This window comes from Caenimonas sedimenti, from assembly GCF_007833165.1.
Lineage (GTDB): Bacteria > Pseudomonadota > Gammaproteobacteria > Burkholderiales > Burkholderiaceae_C > Ramlibacter > Ramlibacter sedimenti.
The window spans coordinates 148,831-168,743 of record NZ_VOBQ01000004.1 but is presented as its reverse complement, the minus strand read 5'-3'; the positions used below and the strand labels follow the sequence as shown (position 1 = coordinate 168,743).

General features: G+C 68.4%; 19 protein-coding genes and 1 other RNA gene. 14 read left to right on the top strand and 6 right to left on the bottom strand.

The features are described 5' to 3' along the window. From FN976_RS05405 to rnpB, 7 genes are all read left to right on the top strand, one after another. Complete coding sequence (locus tag FN976_RS05405; RefSeq protein ID WP_145891773.1) at positions 1 to 672, top strand: amino acid ABC transporter permease; 672 nt, start codon at positions 1 to 3, stop codon at positions 670 to 672. Positions 673 to 685: 13 nt separating this feature from the next. Then, positions 686 to 1,423 (top strand): amino acid ABC transporter ATP-binding protein, encoded by a 738-nt coding sequence (locus FN976_RS05400; protein WP_145891771.1) that lies wholly within the window; start codon positions 686 to 688, stop codon positions 1,421 to 1,423. 71 nt (positions 1,424 to 1,494) lie between these two features. Continuing rightward, positions 1,495 to 2,532, top strand: a complete 1,038-nt coding sequence (pyrC, locus tag FN976_RS05395; RefSeq protein ID WP_145891769.1) for a dihydroorotase — start codon at positions 1,495 to 1,497, stop codon at positions 2,530 to 2,532. Continuing rightward, a complete protein-coding gene (locus FN976_RS05390; protein WP_145891767.1) occupies positions 2,529 to 3,284 on the top strand; it encodes an NYN domain-containing protein in 756 nt (251 codons plus the stop codon). Before pyrC ends, FN976_RS05390 begins: the two co-directional genes overlap by 4 nt. 9 nt (positions 3,285 to 3,293) lie before the next feature. Next, complete coding sequence (locus FN976_RS05385; RefSeq protein WP_255440146.1) at positions 3,294 to 4,070, top strand: DUF3025 domain-containing protein; 777 nt, start codon at positions 3,294 to 3,296, stop codon at positions 4,068 to 4,070. Between the two features lie 69 nt (positions 4,071 to 4,139). Continuing rightward, a complete protein-coding gene (gene htpX, locus FN976_RS05380) occupies positions 4,140 to 5,009 on the top strand; it encodes a protease HtpX (RefSeq protein ID WP_145891765.1) in 870 nt (289 codons plus the stop codon). 10 nt (positions 5,010 to 5,019) lie between these two features. After that, positions 5,020 to 5,408, top strand: an RNA gene (gene rnpB, locus FN976_RS05375) — RNase P RNA component class A. Between the two features lie 11 nt (positions 5,409 to 5,419). Here the strand turns inward: rnpB and FN976_RS05370 are convergent. From FN976_RS05370 to FN976_RS05355, 4 genes are read right to left on the bottom strand one after another with little or no spacing between them, the layout of a single operon-like run. Then, positions 5,420 to 6,505, bottom strand: coding sequence for a M48 family metallopeptidase (locus FN976_RS05370; protein WP_145891763.1), 1,086 nt, complete (start codon positions 6,503 to 6,505; stop codon positions 5,420 to 5,422). 3 nt (positions 6,506 to 6,508) lie between these two features. Further along, complete coding sequence (locus FN976_RS05365) at positions 6,509 to 7,705, bottom strand: YjgN family protein (protein ID WP_145891761.1); 1,197 nt, start codon at positions 7,703 to 7,705, stop codon at positions 6,509 to 6,511. Positions 7,706 to 7,751: 46 nt separating this feature from the next. Then, positions 7,752 to 9,386: an MBL fold metallo-hydrolase gene (locus FN976_RS05360; protein ID WP_145891759.1), complete on the bottom strand. Its 1,635-nt coding sequence runs from the start codon at positions 9,384 to 9,386 to the stop codon at positions 7,752 to 7,754. Positions 9,387 to 9,416: 30 nt separating this feature from the next. Next, a complete protein-coding gene (locus FN976_RS05355; RefSeq protein WP_145891756.1) occupies positions 9,417 to 9,959 on the bottom strand; it encodes a carboxymuconolactone decarboxylase family protein in 543 nt (180 codons plus the stop codon). Positions 9,960 to 10,059: 100 nt separating this feature from the next. Between FN976_RS05355 and FN976_RS05350 the strand changes: the two genes are divergently transcribed. Further along, the gene (locus tag FN976_RS05350; protein WP_255440143.1) at positions 10,060 to 11,070 is read left to right on the top strand and encodes a Bug family tripartite tricarboxylate transporter substrate binding protein; all 1,011 of its coding nucleotides are present in this window, start codon (positions 10,060 to 10,062) and stop codon (positions 11,068 to 11,070) included. A 3-nt stretch (positions 11,071 to 11,073) separates the two neighbouring features. Here the strand turns inward: FN976_RS05350 and FN976_RS05345 are convergent, their stop codons facing one another. Then, positions 11,074 to 12,567, bottom strand: coding sequence for an NAD(P)-binding domain-containing protein (locus FN976_RS05345; RefSeq protein ID WP_186510751.1), 1,494 nt, complete (start codon positions 12,565 to 12,567; stop codon positions 11,074 to 11,076). Between the two features lie 14 nt (positions 12,568 to 12,581). Here FN976_RS05345 and FN976_RS05340 point away from each other — a divergent pair, with 14 nt between their 5' ends. The 4 genes from FN976_RS05340 to FN976_RS05325 are packed head-to-tail and all read left to right on the top strand — an operon-like array spanning position 12,582 to position 15,728. Then, positions 12,582 to 13,208: a 2-hydroxychromene-2-carboxylate isomerase gene (locus tag FN976_RS05340; protein ID WP_145891752.1), complete on the top strand. Its 627-nt coding sequence runs from the start codon at positions 12,582 to 12,584 to the stop codon at positions 13,206 to 13,208. Between the two features lie 8 nt (positions 13,209 to 13,216). Beyond that, positions 13,217 to 14,092: a diaminopimelate epimerase gene (dapF, locus tag FN976_RS05335; RefSeq protein ID WP_145891750.1), complete on the top strand. Its 876-nt coding sequence runs from the start codon at positions 13,217 to 13,219 to the stop codon at positions 14,090 to 14,092. A gap of 17 nt (positions 14,093 to 14,109) precedes the next feature. Further along, positions 14,110 to 14,787: a DUF484 family protein gene (locus FN976_RS05330; protein ID WP_255440142.1), complete on the top strand. Its 678-nt coding sequence runs from the start codon at positions 14,110 to 14,112 to the stop codon at positions 14,785 to 14,787. Positions 14,788 to 14,795: 8 nt separating this feature from the next. Continuing rightward, positions 14,796 to 15,728, top strand: coding sequence for a tyrosine recombinase XerC (locus FN976_RS05325; protein WP_145891746.1), 933 nt, complete (start codon positions 14,796 to 14,798; stop codon positions 15,726 to 15,728). On the opposite strand, the gene FN976_RS05320 is transcribed toward FN976_RS05325, so the two are convergent. Further along, a complete protein-coding gene (locus tag FN976_RS05320; RefSeq protein WP_145891744.1) occupies positions 15,718 to 17,478 on the bottom strand; it encodes a sensor domain-containing diguanylate cyclase in 1,761 nt (586 codons plus the stop codon). The genes FN976_RS05325 and FN976_RS05320 overlap by 11 nt on opposite strands. Before the next feature lie 74 nt (positions 17,479 to 17,552). On the opposite strand from FN976_RS05320, the gene FN976_RS05315 reads away from it, so the two are divergent. Both FN976_RS05315 and FN976_RS05310 read left to right on the top strand, forming a co-directional pair. Further along, positions 17,553 to 18,734, top strand: a complete 1,182-nt coding sequence (locus tag FN976_RS05315) for a class I SAM-dependent rRNA methyltransferase (protein WP_145891742.1) — start codon at positions 17,553 to 17,555, stop codon at positions 18,732 to 18,734. A 46-nt stretch (positions 18,735 to 18,780) separates the two neighbouring features. Beyond that, complete coding sequence (locus FN976_RS05310) at positions 18,781 to 19,851, top strand: CobW family GTP-binding protein (protein ID WP_145891740.1); 1,071 nt, start codon at positions 18,781 to 18,783, stop codon at positions 19,849 to 19,851. The last annotated feature ends 62 nt before the right edge of the window (positions 19,852 to 19,913 follow it).

Genomic DNA, 19,913 nt, shown 5'->3' with positions numbered 1-19,913 from the left:
ATGCTCGGCAACCTCGACCTCTCGTTCTTCAGCTGGCAGGTGCTGGCGCCCTTCGTCATCAAGGGCTTCATCTTCTCCATCTGGCTCACCGTGGTGGCCACCATCGGCGGCATCGTGCTCGGCACCATCCTGGCGCTGATGCGCCTGTCGGGCAAGAAGGCGCTGGACATCCCCGCCGCCGCCTACGTGAACACGATGCGCTCCATCCCGCTGGTGATGGTGCTGCTCTGGTTCTTCCTGCTGATCCCTTTCGCGATCGGCCGGCCGATCGGTGCCGAGCTCTCCGCGATCATCACTTTCATCGCCTTCGAGGCCGCCTACTTCTCGGAGATCGTGCGGGCCGGCATCCAGTCCATCCCGCGCGGCCAGGTGAACGCGGGCTATGCGGTCGGCATGACGTACGGCCAAAACATGAAGCTGGTGATCCTGCCGCAGGCCTTCCGCAACATGCTGCCGGTGTTCCTGACGCAGACCATCATCCTGTTCCAGGACACGTCCCTGGTCTATGCCATCGGCGCCTACGACATGCTCAAGGGCTTCGAGACGGCGGGCAAGAACCTGGGCCGGCCGGTCGAGGCTTACCTGCTGGCCGCCGTCCTGTATTTCCTGATGTGCCTGTCGCTCTCGTGGGTGGTGCGGCGCATCCAGCTCAAGGTCCAGATCATTCGCTGAGGGTGCAAGAAACATGATCGAAATCAACAACGTCTCCAAGTGGTACGGGCCGGTGCAGGTCCTGCAGGACTGCTCGGTCAAGATCAACAAGGGCGACGTCGTCGTGGTCTGCGGGCCGTCCGGCTCGGGCAAGTCCACCCTCATCAAGACGGTGAATGCATTGGAGCCGGTGCAGAAGGGCACGATCACGGTGGACGGCATCGCGGTGACCGATCCGAAGACGGATCTGCCCAAGCTGCGCAGCCGCGTCGGCATGGTGTTCCAGCACTTCGAGCTGTTTCCGCACCTGTCGGTGACGGAAAACCTCACCATCGCGCAGATCAAGGTGCTGAACCGCTCCGAAGACGAAGCGCGCACCCGCGGCCTGAAGATGCTCGACCGCGTGGGCCTGATGGCGCACAAGGACAAATTCCCAGGTCAGCTTTCCGGCGGCCAGCAGCAGCGCGTGGCGATCGCCCGCGCGCTGTCGATGGACCCGATCGTGATGCTGTTCGACGAGCCCACGTCCGCGCTCGACCCCGAGATGGTGGGCGAAGTGCTGGACGTGATGGTGACGCTGGCCAAGGAAGGCATGACCATGATGGTGGTCACGCACGAGATGGGTTTCGCCCGCAAGGTGGCCAACCGCGTGATCTTCATCGACGTGGGCGGACGCATCCTGGAAGACTGCTCCAAGGAAGACTTCTTCGGCAATCCGGACGCCCGGCAGGCGCGGACGAAGGATTTCCTCAACAAGATCCTGGCCCACTGAAGGGTTTTGCTCCCTCTCCCTCTGGGAGAGGGCTGGGGTGAGGGCATCCGGCGGAGTGGGACAATCCCCCCATGTCCCCGCAGACCCTCACCATCACCCGCCCCGACGACTGGCACCTGCACGTCCGTGACGGGGCCGCCATGGCGTCCGTCGTGCCGCACTCGGCTGCGCAGTTCGCGCGCGCGCTGATCATGCCGAATCTGAAGCCGCCCGTCACCACGGCGGCGCAGGCGCAGGCCTATCGCGGCCGCATCCTCGAAGCCGTGCCCCAGGGGACGAAGTTCGAGCCCTTGATGTCGCTCTACCTCACCGACAACCTGCCGCCGGAGGAGATCACCAAAGCCAAGGCGGCCGGCGTGGTCGCGCTCAAGCTCTACCCCGCCGGCGCCACCACCAACAGCGATGCCGGGGTGACCGACCTGCGCAAGACCTACCGCACGCTGGAAGCCATGCAGCGCGAAGGGCTGCTGCTGCTGGTACACGGTGAAGTCACCGATCCCACCGTCGACATCTTCGACCGTGAAGCGGCCTTCCTCGAGCGGCAGCTCATTCCGCTGCGCAAGGATTTTCCCGAACTCAAGATCGTGGTGGAGCACATCACCACGAAAGACGCGGCGCACTACGTGCGCGACGCCGACCGATTCACTGGAGCCACCATCACCGCCCACCACCTGCTGTACAACCGCAACGCCATCTTCACCGGTGGCATCCGGCCGCACTACTACTGCCTTCCGGTGCTGAAGCGCGAGACGCATCGCGTCGCCCTGGTCGAGGCCGCCACCAGCGGCAACCCGCGTTTCTTCCTCGGGACGGACAGCGCGCCGCACCCCGCCGTGCTGAAGGAGCACGCCCTCGGTTGCGCGGGCTGCTACACCGCGCTGACGGCTGTCGAGTTGTATGCGGAAGCCTTCGACCAGGCCGGTGCGCTTGACAAGCTCGAAGGCTTCGCAAGCTTCCATGGCGCGGACTTCTACGGTCTCCCGCGCAACCAGGAAACGATCACCCTGCGTAAGGAAACCTGGACCCTGCCCGAGAAAGTGCCGTTCGGCGAGGCCGAACTGAAACCCTTGCGCGGCGGCGAGACCCTCTCCTGGAAGGTGGTTGCATGACCGAGTCCAAGCCCCGCGTCGCCTTGCTGATCGACGCCGACAACTCGCCCGCCGCCAAGATCGGCGTGATCCTGAACGAGCTGTCGACCTTCGGCGAATCCAACATCCGCCGGGCCTACGGCAACTGGAAGAAGAACGAGTTGCGCGGCTGGGAGGAACTCCTGCATGAACACGCCATCCGCCCGATGCAGCAGTTCGACTACACCAAGGGCAAGAACGCGAGCGACATGGCGATGGTGATCGATGCGCTGGACCTGCTCTACACCGATCGTCCGGACGCCTTCGGCATTGTTTCCTCCGACGCCGACTTCACGCCGCTCGTGATGCACCTGCGCGCCAAGGGAGCCGCGGTCTATGGATTCGGTGCGCGCAAGACGCCGGAACCCTTTGTCAACGCCTGTTCGCGTTTCCTGTTCCTCGACGACCTGCGTCCCGCGGCCGGTGAGCCCGAGGCGGACGCCGCGCCGGCGCAGCGCCTCAAGCTGACCCCCACGCAGCTGCGCCAGGACAAGAAGCTGGTGAACCTGCTGCTGAATGCCGTGGAAGCCGCGGAAGACGACGACGGCTGGGCACGCGTCAACCACGTGGGCAACCAGATTTCCAACCAGGCCTCCTTCGACTCACGCAACTACGGCTACTCGACGCTCACCAAGCTGCTGGCCGCGACCGGGCTGTTCGAGATGATCGACGAGGGCCGCTCGAGCGTGTCGGTGCGGGAGAAACTGCCGCCCAAGAGCGCGCCGCGCAGCTGATTTCTTGCCGTGCAGGAGGCGATCGATTGGGCGCAGCCGTGGTACGCCGCGTGGCGGGCGACCGGGGAAGCGGTTGCCGCGCGCACCGGCGCAGGCATGACCCTGCCTGATGCCTTGAACGTGCAGGGCGGGGCGCCCGTCCGGTTCGTGCCGCAGGGAGCGCTGCCCACCGGCAAGGCTTACGAGCAACATGTTTTCGAGAGCCGGTGCTGCCCGGTGCGTCCCGGCGCGCATGACTTCTTCAACGGCCTGGTCTGGCTGCATTTCCCGCGCACCAAGCTGGCCCTGAATCGCTTGCAAGCCGAGGCCATCGCGCAGGGTGGCGTGGCTGGTCGGCGCGGCCCGGTGCGCGATGCCGTGACGGTGTTCGACGAGAACGGGGCCTTGCTGCAGGCGCCGCAGCCGTTGTGGGAGGCGTTGCGCGCACGGGAATGGCGCCGCCTTTTCGTGGAGCTCCGGCCGCTCTGGACCGGTGCGCGCCTGCTCGTCTTCGGCCACGCCTTGCTGGAACAGCTGGCGTCGCCGCGCAAAGGCTTGACCGCCCATGTCTGGTGCGCGCAGGCGCCGCTCGAATCGCCGGAGGCGGCCGACGCCTGGCTGGCGGGGCGGTGCAGCGCGACAACGCTTGCCGCCAAGCCCTTCACCCCCTTGCCGGTGCTCGGCATCCCCGGCTGGCACCCTGAAAACGCGAACTTTTCCTTCTATGATGACTCCCACGTTTTCCGGCCAAGCAAGACGACACAACAACAGACAGGCACGGCGGCGACAGCATCCACGCGCTCTTGAAACGGCCTGAGAGCAACCACATCTGTGGCGCGGGGGTGCCATTCATCCACCCTTCGGAGCCTTGAATCCATGAAACGTGTCTTTCTGTTCGTCCTGACCAACCTCGCGGTGGTGGTGGTGCTCGGCATCGTCGCCAGCCTGCTGGGCGTCAACCGTTACCTGACGGCGAATGGGCTGAACCTGACTTCGCTGCTCATCTTCGCGGCCATCATGGGCTTCGGCGGCGCCATCATTTCGTTGCTGATCTCCAAGCCGCTCGCCAAGTGGAGCTCGGGCGTCCAGGTCATCACCGGCAACGAAGGCGCCGATGAAGCCTGGATCGTCAACACGGTGCGCAAATTCGCCGAGCAGGCCGGCATCGGCATGCCGGAAGTCGGCGTGTTCCAGGGCGAGCCCAATGCGTTCGCCACCGGCGCCTTCAAGAACAACGCGCTGGTCGCCGTTTCCACCGGGCTGCTGCAGGGCATGACCCGTGAGGAAGTGGAGGCCGTGATCGGCCATGAGGTGGCGCACATCGCCAACGGTGACATGGTCACGATGACCCTGATCCAGGGCGTGATGAACACCTTCGTCGTGTTCCTCTCGCGCGTGGTCGGCTACGTGATCGACGGCTGGCTGTCGCGCGGCGAGCAACGCTCCGGCCCCGGCATCGGCTACTACGTCACGACCATCGTGCTCGACATCCTGTTCGGCTTCGTGGCCGCGATCATCGTGGCGTGGTTCTCGCGGCAGCGCGAGTTCCGGGCCGACGCGGGCGCCGCGCAGCTGATGGGCCGCAAGCAGCCGATGATCAACGCGCTGGCCCGTCTGGGCGGCATGGTGCCCGGCGAGCTGCCGAAGGGCCTGCAGTCGATGGGCATCACCTCGGGCGTGGGCAAGCTGTTCTCCACGCACCCGCCGATCGAGGAGCGCATCGCCGCGCTGCAAAGCGCGGGATAATCCGGTTCGTGAAGTCGGCCAGACCGCCGCTGGTGCAATTGCCGAAAGGCAGCACTGGAGGAACGTCCGGACTGCACAGGGCAGCGTAGGAGGTAACACCTCTCCACCGCGAGGTGAGGATCAGAGCAACAGAGACGAGTCGGCGCGTGTCCCAGTAACGGCCCTTCGAAAGAAGGGCCGGGGCCGCGCCGGGTGAAACGGGCAATCTCTACGCGCAGCAATACCAAATAGGCCAGCACGCGGCGGCAACGCCGCACCCTGTGACCCGCAGGGCGCTGGCGGGTAGGTAGCACCGAGCCGGGTGGGCGACCCCCGGCCCAGAGGAATGGCGGTCACGCCCGGGCTTTCCTTCGGGAAGGCACGGGTGCACAAGATCCGGCGTACCGGCGGACTTCACACTTTTTTCGAGGTCACGCGCAGCCCTGCACGTGGCCCGCTTTCAGCTCCCGTGCCCGCTGCGGGGTTTCGGGGTGGCTGCTCAGCATGCTCCACCAGCTGTTGCCGGCGGCTTCGGGCGGGACGTCCTCGATCTTCAGCAGCAGGTCGGCCATCGGTTGCGCCGGCAGCCCGGCCTTGCGCATCAGGGCGAGCGCGAAGCAATCCGATTCGGTCTCGTGGCTGCGGCGGTAGGCCAGTCCCGTCAGCAGCGAACCGCCGAAGGAGACGAGGGTGGACACGTCGCCCATCGCCAGGCCGAAGCCGATGTTGAGCACGCCTTGCTCCACCACCATGCGCGTGGTGTGCCGGTGCAGCACATGGCCGATCTCGTGCGCCAGGACGCCGACGAGCGCATCGTCGGGCAACTTGTTCTTCTCCGCCACTTCCACCATGCCGTCGGTCATGACGACCATGCCGCCCGGCAGCGCGAACGCATTGGCGCCCATGCCGTCGCGGAACTGCAGCCGCACCGTTGGCCGGTAGGCAGGGTACCGGCGCAGGCCGGGATCGATCTGCGCCGCCAGTGCGTCGAAGCGTGCGCGCAGGGCCTCCTGGCGGGCCGCGGGCAGCTTGCTCGGTTTCAGCAGCCGCGCGTCGAGGTCTTGCAGGACCCTGTCGGAGAGGCTGGTCTCCCATTCCAGAGGCACCTGACGTGTGAGCTGCGTCGCGGCCCAGGGCGTGCCCCAGCGGTAGAAGGCGAACAGCGCCGCCACGGCGACCAGCAGCACGCCCAGGAACACGGGCCAGCGGGTCTGCATGCGCTCGGCCAGGCGTGGCCGCTCGCCGGCCGCGGCCAGGGCTGCCTGCCACGCTCCAACATCCGCGACCTCCAGGCTGCCGTGCTCGCGCAAGTCGACCGCGACCTTGCGCGGAGCGCGGCCGCTGCTCCAGCGTTCGGGCCAGCCAACCGCCCGGTGATCAAGCTCCAGCAGATCCGCGCCGGATCCCGCTTCCTTCAGCAGCAAGCTGGGCCCGCGCGGACCCGGAAGCAAGTGCACGGTGACGCCGCGCGCCTGGCTGGTGCGCCCGTCGAACCAGTGCGCGGCGAGCGGCTGCACGCCTCAGCCCACGAGGTCGAGGCCGACCGCGTCGGCCATGGCGTCGCCCAGCCCTTCCTCCTCGCGCGAGAGCTGTCCGGCGAGCTGGTCCAGGCCGCCCTTCACGTGCAACGTGACGGACTCGGTCTTCATGCGGTATTCGCTCACGAGCGCGAACGGCCGGAAGAACCCCATCGTGAGCAGTGTCAGAAGGAGATTGCGGATCCGCAGCCACACATACCGGCTCGCCCGCAGGTCGCACTTGAAACGTGCCACATTGCTCACGCCGATGTTGTTCCAGACCAGCTGGAAGATCCGCGCCTCGCGGTAGGCCCGTGCCGGCGCCGAAGCGAAGATGAGTCCGAAGAGGAAAAGCATGACGCCTGCCACGATGGCGAGAAACACCCCGAAGCCGCCCGTGGCCTGGGACTTCAAGGCGGCGATGGAGCCGCCGACCACCGCCGCCCCCAGTGCGCCCAGCAGCAACGCGGAACCGACGAACAGACCCAGGGTGGCCAGCCAGATGCGCACGAAGTCGCCGAACACGGGCTTCCAGCGTCCGGCCTGGCCGCCGATGCGCCCGCGTGCCACCAGCAGGCTCTTGGAATTGAATTCCAGCCGCACCACGCACAGCAGCGTGACGAGCAGTGCGCTGAGAAGCGCCACGATGATCACCGAGACGGCCAGCATGCTGGGCGGCGCCGGCTTCGCCTTGTCGGACTCGAACATGCCGATGACCGCCAGCGCCGCGATCCAGGCCAGTGCGATCACGAAGACCGGCCAGGCGGCGCGGTAGACCTCGCCCCAGGTGGCCACGAATTGCAGGCGCACGCCGCGCCAGCGGGTCGCATTCAGCCGGAAGCGCATGGCGCTGGCCCACAGGTAGGGCGCCAGCGCGGCCCCGGCCAGCATCATCACGGCGACCACCGTGTCCTGGCCGGTGTCCGAAGCGACGTTGAATGCGAGGTAGAGACCGACGAAGATCAGGAAGCCCAGCACCATCTTCTTCTGCTGCACGCTGAATTCGAGCGGGCTGTCGGCCACCAGGGTGTGGCTCCAGAAATACTGCGCGGTGCGGCGGCGCGCGAATGGCGTGTAGAAGCCGAACGTGACGATCGTCAGCAGGATGTTGACGATCCACACGCGGAAATATTCGCCGCCCGACCCGGAAAACTCCAGCGGGTACGCCTCGATGCCCCCCGGCTGCTGATTCATCGCCATGCCCGTCCTCCCTGACAGTGCACAACAGTTTAGCCGCGTGCATGTCCTAGCTGATGAGCTGGAGCGCCTCGATCCGCTGGACGTGCGCCAGCAGCGACCGCTTCGCCACCGGCCACATGCGCGGCGGGACATCGGCGTAGGCGAGCTCGACCCAGTCTTCCAGCGATCCGCCGGGCCGCTCGCGCATGGCGGCCACGATTCGGCTCTCGCGTTGCAGGCGATGCGCCTTCAGCATGGCAATGGCCTGGGGCGCGAAGCCCAGCACGTGGCCATGGGCCGGCAGGATGAATTCGATGCCGTGCTCCACGCACGCGGCGGCCAGGGCGTCCAGCGAGTCCAGGTAGGCGGTCATGTCGCCGTCCGGCGGATCCACCACGGTGGTGCTGCCGTTCAGGATGTGGTCCCCGGAGAGCAGCAGGCCGTCTTCCAGCAACACCAGGCAGAGGTGATTGGCCGCGTGCCCGGGTGTGTGAATGACCTTCAGGCTGTGCGTCTCGGGCCCGCCGCGCAGGACCAGGACTTCACCGTGCGCCAGCGCGCGGTCCGGCGTGAACTCGCTGGCGGGACGTGCGGTGGGTGCCGACGGCAGGCCGAGGATGGGCGGGCTGTTCCGGCACAGCGCCTGCAAGGGCTTCGCGCCCGGCGAATGGTCCGCGTGTGAATGCGTGCAGACGATCATGCGGATGTCACCGCCGGCGGCGCGCCAGATGCGTTGCTGGTGTTCCGGTTCGTCCGGGCCCGGATCGATGGCGATGTAGCCGGTGTCGGGGTCGCCGATCAGGTAGCTGTTGGTGCCTGGACCCGTCATCACGCCGGGATTGGGTGCGGTGACGCGCACGACGTTCTTCAGCAGCGGCACCGGCTGGTCGGTGCGCCAGTCGAGATGGTGTTGCAGCTGGCCGTCCGGGCAGACCAGCGCCAGTTCGCCATAGGCCATCTCGTGTTCCATGAAGCGCACTTCCGCGCCATGCTGCATGCCGCCGCGCGGGCAACTGGTCCACAGCGGCTGTTCGGTCGCGCAGGCCTGCAGGATCTCGTCGACCCGCTTGAACTTCTCCAGCCGTTCCAGCGTGCGGATGGTGGGAAAGATCATGAAGAACTGGCCGGCCTTGTGGCGGGCCAGCGCATCGCCGGGCCGCACCCAGACCGGCTCGAACTGCTCGGCTTCGTCGGCCACGGGCGACTGGCCTTCCGGCATGCGTGCGACCAGGAAGGGCACGTCGAAGCGGCGCGGCAAGTCGCGGTCGGTGATCCAGTGCGCGAGCACGAAGACCTGGTCGGCCGCGAGCGTGAGTCCGCGCGCGCGGCATTGCGCGGCGAACGGCGCGTGCCGGTCCAGGCCGGCGACGTCCTCCGCCGATGCCGGGCGGCCGTCCGCATGGCGCGCGAGGAGGATCCCCAGTTCCTCGAAGCTTTCGCGAATGGCGGCGATGGCCTGCGTGAGATGCAGGTCCTTCTGGGTCGGCCGGCGGGCGGCCAGGCCGTGCGCCTCGGCATCCGCGGCATCGATCCCGCCGCCCGGGAACACGTAAGCGCCCGGCGCGAAACTGGCGGTGGCCGAGCGGCGCGTCATCAGCACTTCGGCACCCTCAGTGCCGTCGCGCAGCAGCAGCACGGTGGCCGCGGGGCGGGGGACGGCGGGTTCGCGCTGCGCGTGCAGGAGCTGGTTGGGACGGACCATGGGGGAATTACAGCATGGTGGCCCGGGCCATCACTCCTCCGGGGTCACCCCGAGCGCCACCAGGAAGCGGGCGACCATGTTGTAGGTGGCGATGGCGGCGGTGATTTCGACCAGCTCGGTGGGATCGAAACGCTCGCGCAGCTGCGCGAACAAGGCGTCATCCACCGTCACGTCCAGTGTCATCTGCGTGGCGTAGCGCACCACCAGCGATTCATCGGAACCGAGCGCGTCCAGCGGCACCAGGGAACGCGGGGCGGTCGCGAACAGTTCCAGCGTGTCCAGCTCCGGCCGGGTGCCGCCGGCGGCAAGGAAGTCCGGCGCGTGGTGGTGGTATTCGTAGCTGGCGCCCGTGAGCAGCGCGACCGTGCAGATGCCCAGCTCGCGCAGCTTGCGGCTGGCCCCCAGGCCGGTTCGCACGTTCTTCAGGTAGACATTCCAGCCGCGCGCCAGGGGTTCGCTCCACAGCAGCGCACGGTCCAGGTTGAGCAGGGCGCCGCCGCGCCGCTCGAGGATGGCTTGCACCAGGTCGTGGGGCTGGGGCTTGCCCTCGGGCGTCCAGTCGGGAATGCGCATGGAAATCTCCTCGTTGCCGGTGGGCCAGCATAAGCTCATGGTGGCGCGCCGGCGCGGCGCTTGCCACAATGCACACAGTCACGTCAACGCCGGAGCCACCGTGTTCAACCTTCCGCAAATCCTCCCCAGCTTTCCTCGCCGCGCGCTGCTGGGCGCGTTGGCCGCCTTGTGCATCGCCCCAATCGCCCACGCGCAGGCGGACTGGCCCCAGCACCCCATCACCTTCATCATGACTTTCCCGGCGGGCTCCGGCGTGGACGTGGTCGCGCGGACCATCCAGGAGCCGCTCGGCAAGGTGCTGGGCCAGCCCATCGTCATCGACTACAAGGTCGGCGCGGCCGGCAACATCGCCAGCGACTTCGTGGCGCGGGCCAAGCCGGACGGCTACACCGTTGTTTTCGGCACCGCGGCCACGCACGGCAGCAATGCCGCTCTGTACAAGAAGCTGAGCTTCGACGTGGAAGCCGACTTCGTGCCGGTGGCGCCCATCCTCGACGTCTCCAACGTGCTCACCATCAATCCCGAGGTGATCAACGTCAAGACCCTCAAGGAGTTCGTCGACCTGGTGAAGGCGAATCCCGGCAAGTACAACTACGCGTCCACCGGCAACGGCACGGGCACGCACATGGCCTTCGCCGAGTTCAACGCCAAGGCCGGGCTGAACATGACCCATGTGCCCTACAAGGGCGGCCCGGAGGCCATGCAGGCGATCCTGAAGGGCGAGACCTGCTGCATCATGAACCAGGTGCAGACCGTGCTGACGCAGTACAAGGCGGGCAAGGTGCGGCTGCTCGGCGTGACCACGGCCAAGCGCGTGGCGGCCGTGCAGGAGGTGCCGACCATCGGCGAGAGCGGCATCCCGGGCACGCAGGGCTTCGACAGCTCCACCTGGTTCGCGCTGTTCGCGCCCAAGGGCACGGACCCGCGCATCGTCGCCAAGTTCAACGCCGGCGTCCGCACGGTGCTCGAAATGCCGGAGATCCGCGCCAAGCTGGAAGGTGCCGGCAACACCGTGCGCATCGAGAACCCCGAGCAGTTCCGGGCGACGGTCAGGGCGAACCGGCAGAAATGGGCCGACGTCGTCAAGGCCGCCAACATCACCATCGAATAGCCGTCAGCGGGATTCAGGCGGCACGTACCAGCGGGTCGCCAGCAGCTCGGGTTCCTGGTGCGCCTGCAAGCGCGCCCAATGCGCGTCGGCGTCTTCGGTGAACAGGTCGCTGCCGATGGCCTGCGCCAGCCGCGTGGCGCCGACGCCCAGGCCCGGAATGTCCCCGGCCAGCGCGCCGTGGCTCATGGTGCTGCCCCAGTTGAACAAGCGGATGCGGGCCAGCGCGCCGCCGTGCGCCGTGCCGGCCGGGCGCAATTCGAAGCCCGCACCCAGGTAGGGGAAGCGCGCCGGCTCCGGATTCGCTGCGGCCTGTTGCGGCGTGACGTGCCGCGCCCAGGTGTCGATGTGTGGCGTGTAGCGCGCGATCTCGGGGCGGTCGAGCAGATCGACGTCGAAGCCGGTGCCGAAGATGACGGCGTCGAAGCGCTCGTCGCCGGCCGGTGTGGTCACGGTCACGCCGCCCGTGTCCGGTTGCACGTCGAGCCAGGGCGCGCCCAGTCGCAGCGTGAACCCCGCGTGCGCATCGCAGCGCCGCACCGTCTCCCAGGGCGGCGGCACCTGCTCGTCGAAGATGTAGGTGTAGAAGCGCCACTTGCGCGCGTCATCGAGCGCTTCGTAGCCGCGGAAGAAGCCGGTGAACGCGGTCCACTTGCTCTTGTTCACCTGCGGCAGCAGGGGCCTGCGTGCGAACAGCGTGACCGCGGCGCCCGCCTCCAGCGCGCAGGCCGCGTTGTCGAAGGCGGAGGCGCCGGCGCCCAGCACGGCGACGCGCCGGCCCCGCCAGGCGTCGAAATCGATGGCGTCGGCGGAATGGAAGACGCGCGCGCGTGCCAAGGGGTCGTCCCGGCGCAGCGATGGAAAGACGGGCCAGCGCGCGGCGCCGCTGCCGTCGCGTCCCATGGCCAGCACGAGCTGGCGCGTCCAGACGGTTTGCTCGCCGTCCGCCGTGCCCAGCCTGGCCTTCAGCAGCCCGCCCTCGTCCTCGACCGCCAGCAGCCGCGTCCCGTTCTCGACCGGCAGCCCGACCGTGTCGCGCACCCACAGGAGGTAGTCGCGCCAGTCGATGCGGCCGACCTTGTGCAGGGCGGCCCATCCCGCCTCCCCGTGCTGGGCTTCGTACCAGGCGCGCAAGGTGAGGCTGGGCACGCCGAGGTCCGGCCCCGTGAGGTGCTTGGGGCTGCGCAGCGTCAGCATGCGCGCGTAGGTGCCCCAGGGACCTTCGGCGCCGCGCGCCGCGGCATCGATGACGCGGAGGTTGGCGACGCCTTCGCGCAGCAGGGCGTAGGCGGCGGTCTGGCCGCACATGCCGGCGCCCGCCACCAGCGCGTCGAGCACCGGCGCACCGCCGGGCGCCGTGCGCGGCAGCACCCAGTTGGGCGGCGGGAAGTTCAGCCGCGCGAGGTCCGCCCGGGCCTGCCTGGCCAGGCGGGCCAGGGCGGCTTCGTCACGCGGGCTGGCGATGGACTGCGCTGGGACAGGTGGGAGATCGGTGTTCACAAGATAATCCGCGGATGACGATCCAATTGGACTGCTTTTACAGCCTGTCATCGCCGTGGGCCTATTTTGCCGGGCCGCAGCTGCAGGACATCGTCCGGCGCCATCAGGTCCAGCTGGTGCTCAAGCCGTACGATTTCCAGGCGGTCGTTGCCAAGACCGGGGGCATCCCGATCCGCACCCGGCCGGAGCCGCGCCGCGCGTACCACGACGAGGAGCTGGCGCGCTGGGGCCAGTACCTCGGCATGCCGGTCACCGTGCAGCCCAAGCACTATCCCCGGTACAGCGTCGCCGACCCGGACTGGAACAAGTACGCCGGCTGGATGGTGATCGCGGCCCAGCAGCAGGGCCTCGACGCCTTCGTGCTGTCGCACGCCCTGCTACGCGCCCTGTGGGCCGAGGAGCGGGACACCTCGCAGCCGGACGTCCGCATCGCCATCGCCAACGACAACGGTTACGACGGCGCCGCGCTGCACGCGCTGGAGCGCGCGCCCGCCACGCTGAACCAGTACGCCGAATACAGCGCCGAGGCCGAGCGGCTCGGCGTGTTCGGCGCGCCGACCTTCGTGCTGGACGGGGTGCGCTACTGGGGGCAGGACCGCTTGGCATTCGTCGACCGCGCCCTGGAACGCCTGAGAACATAATCCCGCCCATGCGAGTCCGGTTCACCAAGATGCAGGGCGCGGGCAACGACTTCGTCGTGCTCGACGAGACCCGCGCGCGCCTGAACCTCTCGGCGGCGCAGTACCAGCAATTGGCGGACCGGCATTTCGGCGTTGGCGCTGACCAGATCCTGTCCGTGCGGCCATCGCCCGCCGCCGGCATCGACTTCGAATACGTGATCCACAACGCCGACGGCGGCGAGGTCGAGCAATGCGGCAACGGCGCGCGCTGCTTCGCGCGCTACGTGCTCGACAAGGGCCTCGCCTCCAGCCCCCGCATCAAGGTGCAGACGCTCTCGGGCCTGATCGAGCCGCGCGTCAACGAAGACGGCCGGGTCACGGTCGACATGGGGCCGCCGGTGTTCGAGCCGGCGCGCATCCCGTTCGACGACGCCGGCCTGGATCCGCAGCCCACGGGGGGCTGGCACCGCTGGCACCTGGCGCTGGGCACCTCGGCGGACTCGACTATCCTCCCGCTGGCGGTGCTCTCCATGGGCAATCCCCATGCCGTGCAGGAAGTCGAAGACGTGGACAGTGCGCCCGTGGCGACACAGGGCCCGAAGATCGAGCATCACCCGCGCTTCCCGAACCGCGTGAACGCCGGCTTCCTGCAGATCGTGGATCGCGCCCATGTTCGCTTGCGCGTCTGGGAGCGCGGTGCCGGGGAGACGCTGGCTTGCGGCACCGGTGCCTGCGCGGCCGTGGTCGCGGGCATCCGGCTCGGCCGCCTCGACAGCCGCGTCGACGTCGAGACGCGCGGCGGGCTGCTGACCATCGAATGGGCCGGCGGCGCGGCCCCGGTCCTCATGACCGGACCCGCCGTCACCGTTTTCGAAGGCGAGATCGAACTGCCGGACGCTTCCTGAACATGAACCATGACGCCATGAACCCCATCACCGAAGAAGACATCGCCAACTACCTGGCGAACAGCCCGGATTTCTTCGAGCGCAACGCGGAACTGCTCGCGGCCGTGCAGCTGACCAGCCCGCACGGCAACCGTGCGGTCAGCCTGCAGGAGCGGCAGGCCGAGATGCTGCGTGAAAAGATCAAGATGCTGGAGCACCGCATCATGGACATGGTGCGGCACGGCAACGAGAACATGATCATCTCCGACCGCATCCACCGCTGGGCGCGCGCGATGCTGCTGGTGCAATCCAGCCGGGCGTTGCCGGCGACGCTGGTGGCCGAGTTGCAGAACCAGTTCATGGTGCCGCAGGTCGCCCTGAAGATCTGGGATGTCGACGAGCGCTACGCGCAGGATCCGTTCGCGCAGGGGGTGAGCGAGGACGCCAAGACCTTCGCGTCCTCGCTGACGCAGCCGTATTGCGGCGTCCACTCGGGCTTCGAAGCGGTGAACTGGCTCGACGACCCCGCCACGGCGATGTCCGTGGCGTTGATCGCGCTCCGGCCCGGCGCGGTGAACAGCCCAGGGCCGGCCTTCGGCATGCTGGTGCTCTCGTCGCCCGATCCGCAGCGCTTCCAGGCCGGCCTGGCCACTGACTTCCTGGAGCGCATCGCCGAACTGGCGAGCGCCGCGCTCTCGCGGCTGCGCCCGCGTTAGGACGGCTCGTGACGGACGACGAACTCGGCCTCGTCGACAAATATCTCGAACACGTGCGCGTGCAGAAGCGCCTGGCCGACCGCACGGTGGAGCTCTACTCGCTGGATCTGCAGAAGCTCTGCGCGAACGCCGCCCACGCCGACGTCAGCCTGCTCAAGGTGCAGAACACCCACATCCGCCGCTGGGTCGCCCAGATGCACTCGGGCGGGCGCAGCGGCCGCGGCATCGCGCTCATCCTCTCCGGCTGGCGCGGGTTCTACACCTGGCTGGGACGCGAGGGCCTGGTGCCCAGCAACCCGGTGCAGGATGTGCGCGCCCCCAAGGCGGCCAAGCCGCTGCCCAAGGCCCTGAGCGTCGACGACGCGGTCCAGCTGGCCGAGTTCAGCGACGAAGAGGCCGACCCGTGGCTCGAGGCGCGCGACAACGCCATCGTCGAGCTGCTCTATGGATGCGGGTTGCGGGTGGGCGAGCTGGTCGGCCTCGACGCAAAGGCGAGCACGGCGGCCAAGGGCTGGATCGACGCGCAGGCCGGTGAGGCCCACGTGCTGGGCAAGGGCGGCAAGCGCCGCACGGTGCCCGTGGGCCGCAAGGCGCTGGAAGCCTTGCAGCGGTGGCTGGAGGCGCGCGCCTTGGCGCAAGGCGCGGGCGAGCCCGCGCTCTTCATCGTCCCGCAGGGCCGGCGCCTCAGTGCCAAGACCGTCTGGGCCCGCCTGAAGCGCCGCGGCCTGCAGGCCGGCGTGGCGACGCCGGTGCATCCGCACATGCTCCGGCACTCCTTCGCCAGCCACGTGCTGCAGTCGAGCAGCGACCTGCGCGCGGTGCAGGAGCTGCTGGGCCACGCGAACATCGCCACGACGCAGGTCTACACGCGGCTCGATTTCCAGCATCTCGCCAAGGCTTACGACGCCGCCCATCCGCGGGCGCACCGGCTCAAGAAGTAACCGGGGAAGTCGCGGGCACGAGGCCGGTGGGCAAGTGGGGGCGCGACAGCAGGAAGACCGCGCTCTTGCCGTCCATGGGCGCGCCGGCCAGCAGCGCCTCCAGCCGGGCGATGAGGTCAACGGCATCGGTGCCGTCCATGGGGATCAGCGCTTGCGCCACATGGACTTGCGCCGCCCAGTCGATGGGCCGGTTCTTGAACGGCAGCAGGCACTGGGCCACCACCCGCGGGGCCGCTTCGGCCACCTCGTCTGCCTTCAGGGGGCCTTCCAGCAGGATGCCGAAGCGGTGGTCCGAGAGCCGCGCGACGCTGTCGATCTCGCGCGAAGCCTTCAGCAAGCGCCCGGCGACGCGCAAGGGGAGCTCCTGCGCCGCCTCGCCGTCGTAGTCGCGGCGGATCTGCTCCAGGTTGACGATGTCCACCAGCAGGATGGCGCTGCGCAGCTTGAGGCGCACGGAGCGCGCGATCAGGCGCACCAATCTTTCGTGGAAGACATGGGCATTCAACACGCCGGTCGCGGGGTCGATCCGGTCGAGGCCCTGGACGCGGCGGCGTTGCTCGCGCCGGGCCTGGCTGCGCAGCATCAGCATGACCAGCAGCAACGGGAGTTCGACGGCGATGCCGATCTGCATGCCGTACATCGTGAGGAAGCTCACGGGGATGTATCCGGCGGTCCGGGCCAGCGGGAAGATGGCGCCGATGGCGACCGGCAGCGAGCCCGCCAGCAGCCACCACGCATAGCGGTCGCCCCGGCGCGCCGCCCAGATGACCGCCCCCAGGCCCACATGGCTCGCCACCACGATGTACGGCACCATCCATTTGATGCGCTGGGACGGTTCGACCCACAGGATCGCCAGCGCCACCGGAATGCTCAGCAGGCCGGTCGCGGTGACCAGCAGGTTCAGCCGCCGTGAACGATCCGCGAGCGAAACCACGGCGGCAAAGAACAGCTGCACCACGCCCACGCCGAGTACCGGCAACACGATGGGCGACACGTCGGCCCACCAGGGTGAACGCGGCCACAAGTGCAGGCCCGCCAGGCCCGTCATGGCGGCCTGGGTGAGCGCGAGCAGGGCGACGCTGCCGGCGTACAGCCAGTACGCGCGATCGCGCAGCGACGCGGCGCCCAGCACGGAGAGGACGAGCGCCAGCGCCGCCAGCCCGAAGTACATGCCCAGCACGAACGAGGTGCGTTGCTCGGTGCGGCCCAGGTAGCTTTCGCTCACGAAAGTGAGGGGCGCGCTGAAGCTGTGCGGGTTTTCCACCCGCAGCATGTAGTGGCGTGGATGCACGGCGGAAACCGCGAGCGGCAGCAGCGGGTGCCGGTGCGGGACCGGCCAGTCCGCCACGGGCAGGGTATCTCCGGCGTGTTGCGGCTGCCATCGGTCGAGCGGGTCGCGCGAGTACAGGGTCGCCCGGTTCACCGACGGGTAGGGCACCTCGAGGTACCAGCGTTCCCGGTCGGGCGCCGGTGGGACGGTGAATCGGATCCACAGCACCTTGCCGGTGGTGAGCGGGTAGATCGCGTCCTGCGCGGTCGGCTGCCATGGGATGGCAGGGTCGCTGGAGACGTGGTCGATCTGTGTTTCGCCAGTGGCGTCCAGCCACGCGTCGCCCCAGTCGGCCAGCGGGATGGGCTGGCGCGTGAGGTCGAGCTCGAGCACGGTCCGGCCGTGGGCCAGGCCCGCGGCGGCGAGCAACAGCGCCAGTGCCAGCGTCAGCACCCGGCGACTCCACGCCTGCAACCCCATTTGATTCAGGTCTCCTTGCCCGCATTGTCGGGGCGGCGCGCACCTCCGATTGGCGCCCGGTTGACAATACGGGGATGAAAGTGATCCGCCTGCGCGAAGGCCGCGAGCGTTCGTTGTTGCGGCGCCACCCCTGGATCTTCGATTCGGCGGTGGCCAAGGGCGGCGCCGACCCGGGCGAAACCGTCCGGGTGGAGGCGCTCGACGGCCGCTTCCTGGCCTGGGCCGCCTTCAGCCCGGCCTCGCGGATGCGGGCACGCGCCTGGAGCTTCGACGAAGCCGACCGCATCGACGCGGGCTTTTTCGCGGCGCGCTGCAGGGCCGCCATCGCGCTGCGCGCCCGGCTGGCGGTGGCCAGCGACGGCGTGCGCCTGGTCCATGGCGAGTCCGACGGCCTGCCGGGCCTGATCGTGGATCGCTATGGCGACACGCTGGTGGCCCAGTTCCTGTCGGCGGGAGCCGAGCGCTGGAAGCCCGTGCTGGCGGACGCATTGCTGCAGGCGACTGGGTTGCAGCGGCTGTACGAGCGTTCGGATGCCAGTTCGCGCGGCCTGGAAGGCCTGCCCGAGACCACCGGCTGGCTGCGCGGCGAGGGCGCGACCGAAATCACGCTGCAGGAGCACGGCTGGCGCTTCGGCATCGACATCGCCACCGGCCACAAGACGGGCTTCTACCTGGACCAGCGGGACAGCCGTGCGCGCTTCGCCGACTGGGTGCGGCGGCTGGGGGCCCGGCAGGTCCTCAACTGCTATTGCTACACGGGTGGCTTCACCGTGGCCGCCCTGGCTGGCGGCGCAGCCCATGTCACGTCCATCGACTCGTCGGGCCCGGCGCTGGAGCGGGCGCGGGCCAACGTGGCGCTCAACGGGTTCGACGCTGCCCGCACCGAATTCGTCGATGCCGACGTGAACGTGAGCCTGCGCCGCTTCGGCGAGGCCGGCCGGCAATTCGACGCCATCGTGCTCGACCCGCCCAAGCTCGCGCCGACGGTGGCGCATGCCGAGCGCGCCGCCCGGGCCTACAAGGACATCAACCGGCTGGCCCTGAAACTGCTGGCGCCCGGCGGGCTGCTGTTCACCTACTCGTGCTCCGGCGGCATCCCGGGCGACCTGTTCCACAAGATCGTGGCTTCCGCGGGCACGGATGCGGGCGTGGACGGCTACATCGCCGAGCGCCTGGGGGCCGCGCCGGACCACCCCATGACGCTGGCTTTTCCGGAAGGCGAGTACTTGAAGGGCCTCGTGATCGTGCGCAAGTAGGAAATCCGCCCGCGACTTAAACTCGCGGGTCCCCTGGAGTACCCCCATGAGCCTCATCCCCGCCACCATCCTCACCGGCTTCCTCGGCTCCGGCAAGACCACCCTGCTCAAGCGCGTGCTGAACGAGGCGCACGGCCAGAAGATCGCCATCATCGAGAACGAGTTCGGTGAAGAGAACATCGACAACGACATCCTGGTGACAGAGACCAAGGAGCAGATCGTCCAGATGAGCAATGGCTGCATCTGCTGCACCATCCGCGAGGACTTGCGCGAGACCCTGCAACTGCTGGCCGCCAAGAAGCGCAAGGGCCTGCTGGATTTCGACCGGGTGGTGATCGAGACGACTGGCCTGGCCGATCCCGGTCCGGTCGCCCAGACCTTCTTCATGGACGACGAGATCGCCGAAAGCTACCTGCTGGATTCCATCCTGACCCTGGTCGACGCCAAGCATGCCGACCAGCAACTCGACGACCGCCAGGAAGCGCGGCGCCAGGTGGGTTTCGCCGACCAGATCTTCATCAGCAAGACCGACCTGGTGGGCAAGGACGAGGTCGATGCGCTGATGCACCGCCTGAAGCACATGAACCCGCGCGCCCCCCAGCAGGCGGTGCATTTCGGGGAAGTGCCGATCAAGGACGTGTTCGACTTGCGCGGCTTCAACCTGAACGCCAAGCTCGAGATCGACCCGGACTTCCTGAAGGAGGACGGCCACGACCACGCCCATGCGCATGGCCACGATCACGACCATGACCATGGCCACGAGGGCCACGACCACGCGCCCGGCGAGCACTGCGACCACCCGCACCACCACGCCCACGACGACGACGTGAAGAGCTTCGTCTTCCGCTCGGAGCGGCCATTCGATGCGGCCAAGCTGGAAGACTTCCTCGGCGCCATCGTCAACATCTACGGCCCGCGGATGCTGCGCTACAAGGGCGTGCTCCACATGCAGGGGACCGAGCGCAAGGTCATCTTCCAGGGCGTCCACCAGTTGATGGGCAGCGACCTGGGGCCGGCCTGGGCCGAGGGCGAGCAGCGCCTCAGCAAGATGGTCTTCATCGGCATCGAGCTGCCGAAGGACATCCTGCTGCAGGGCCTGGAGCAGTGCCTGGTCTGACCTTGGGCGCGGCCGGAAGCGTGCTGACGGAACCGCCTGCGCGGTTCGGTTAGGCTAGCGCC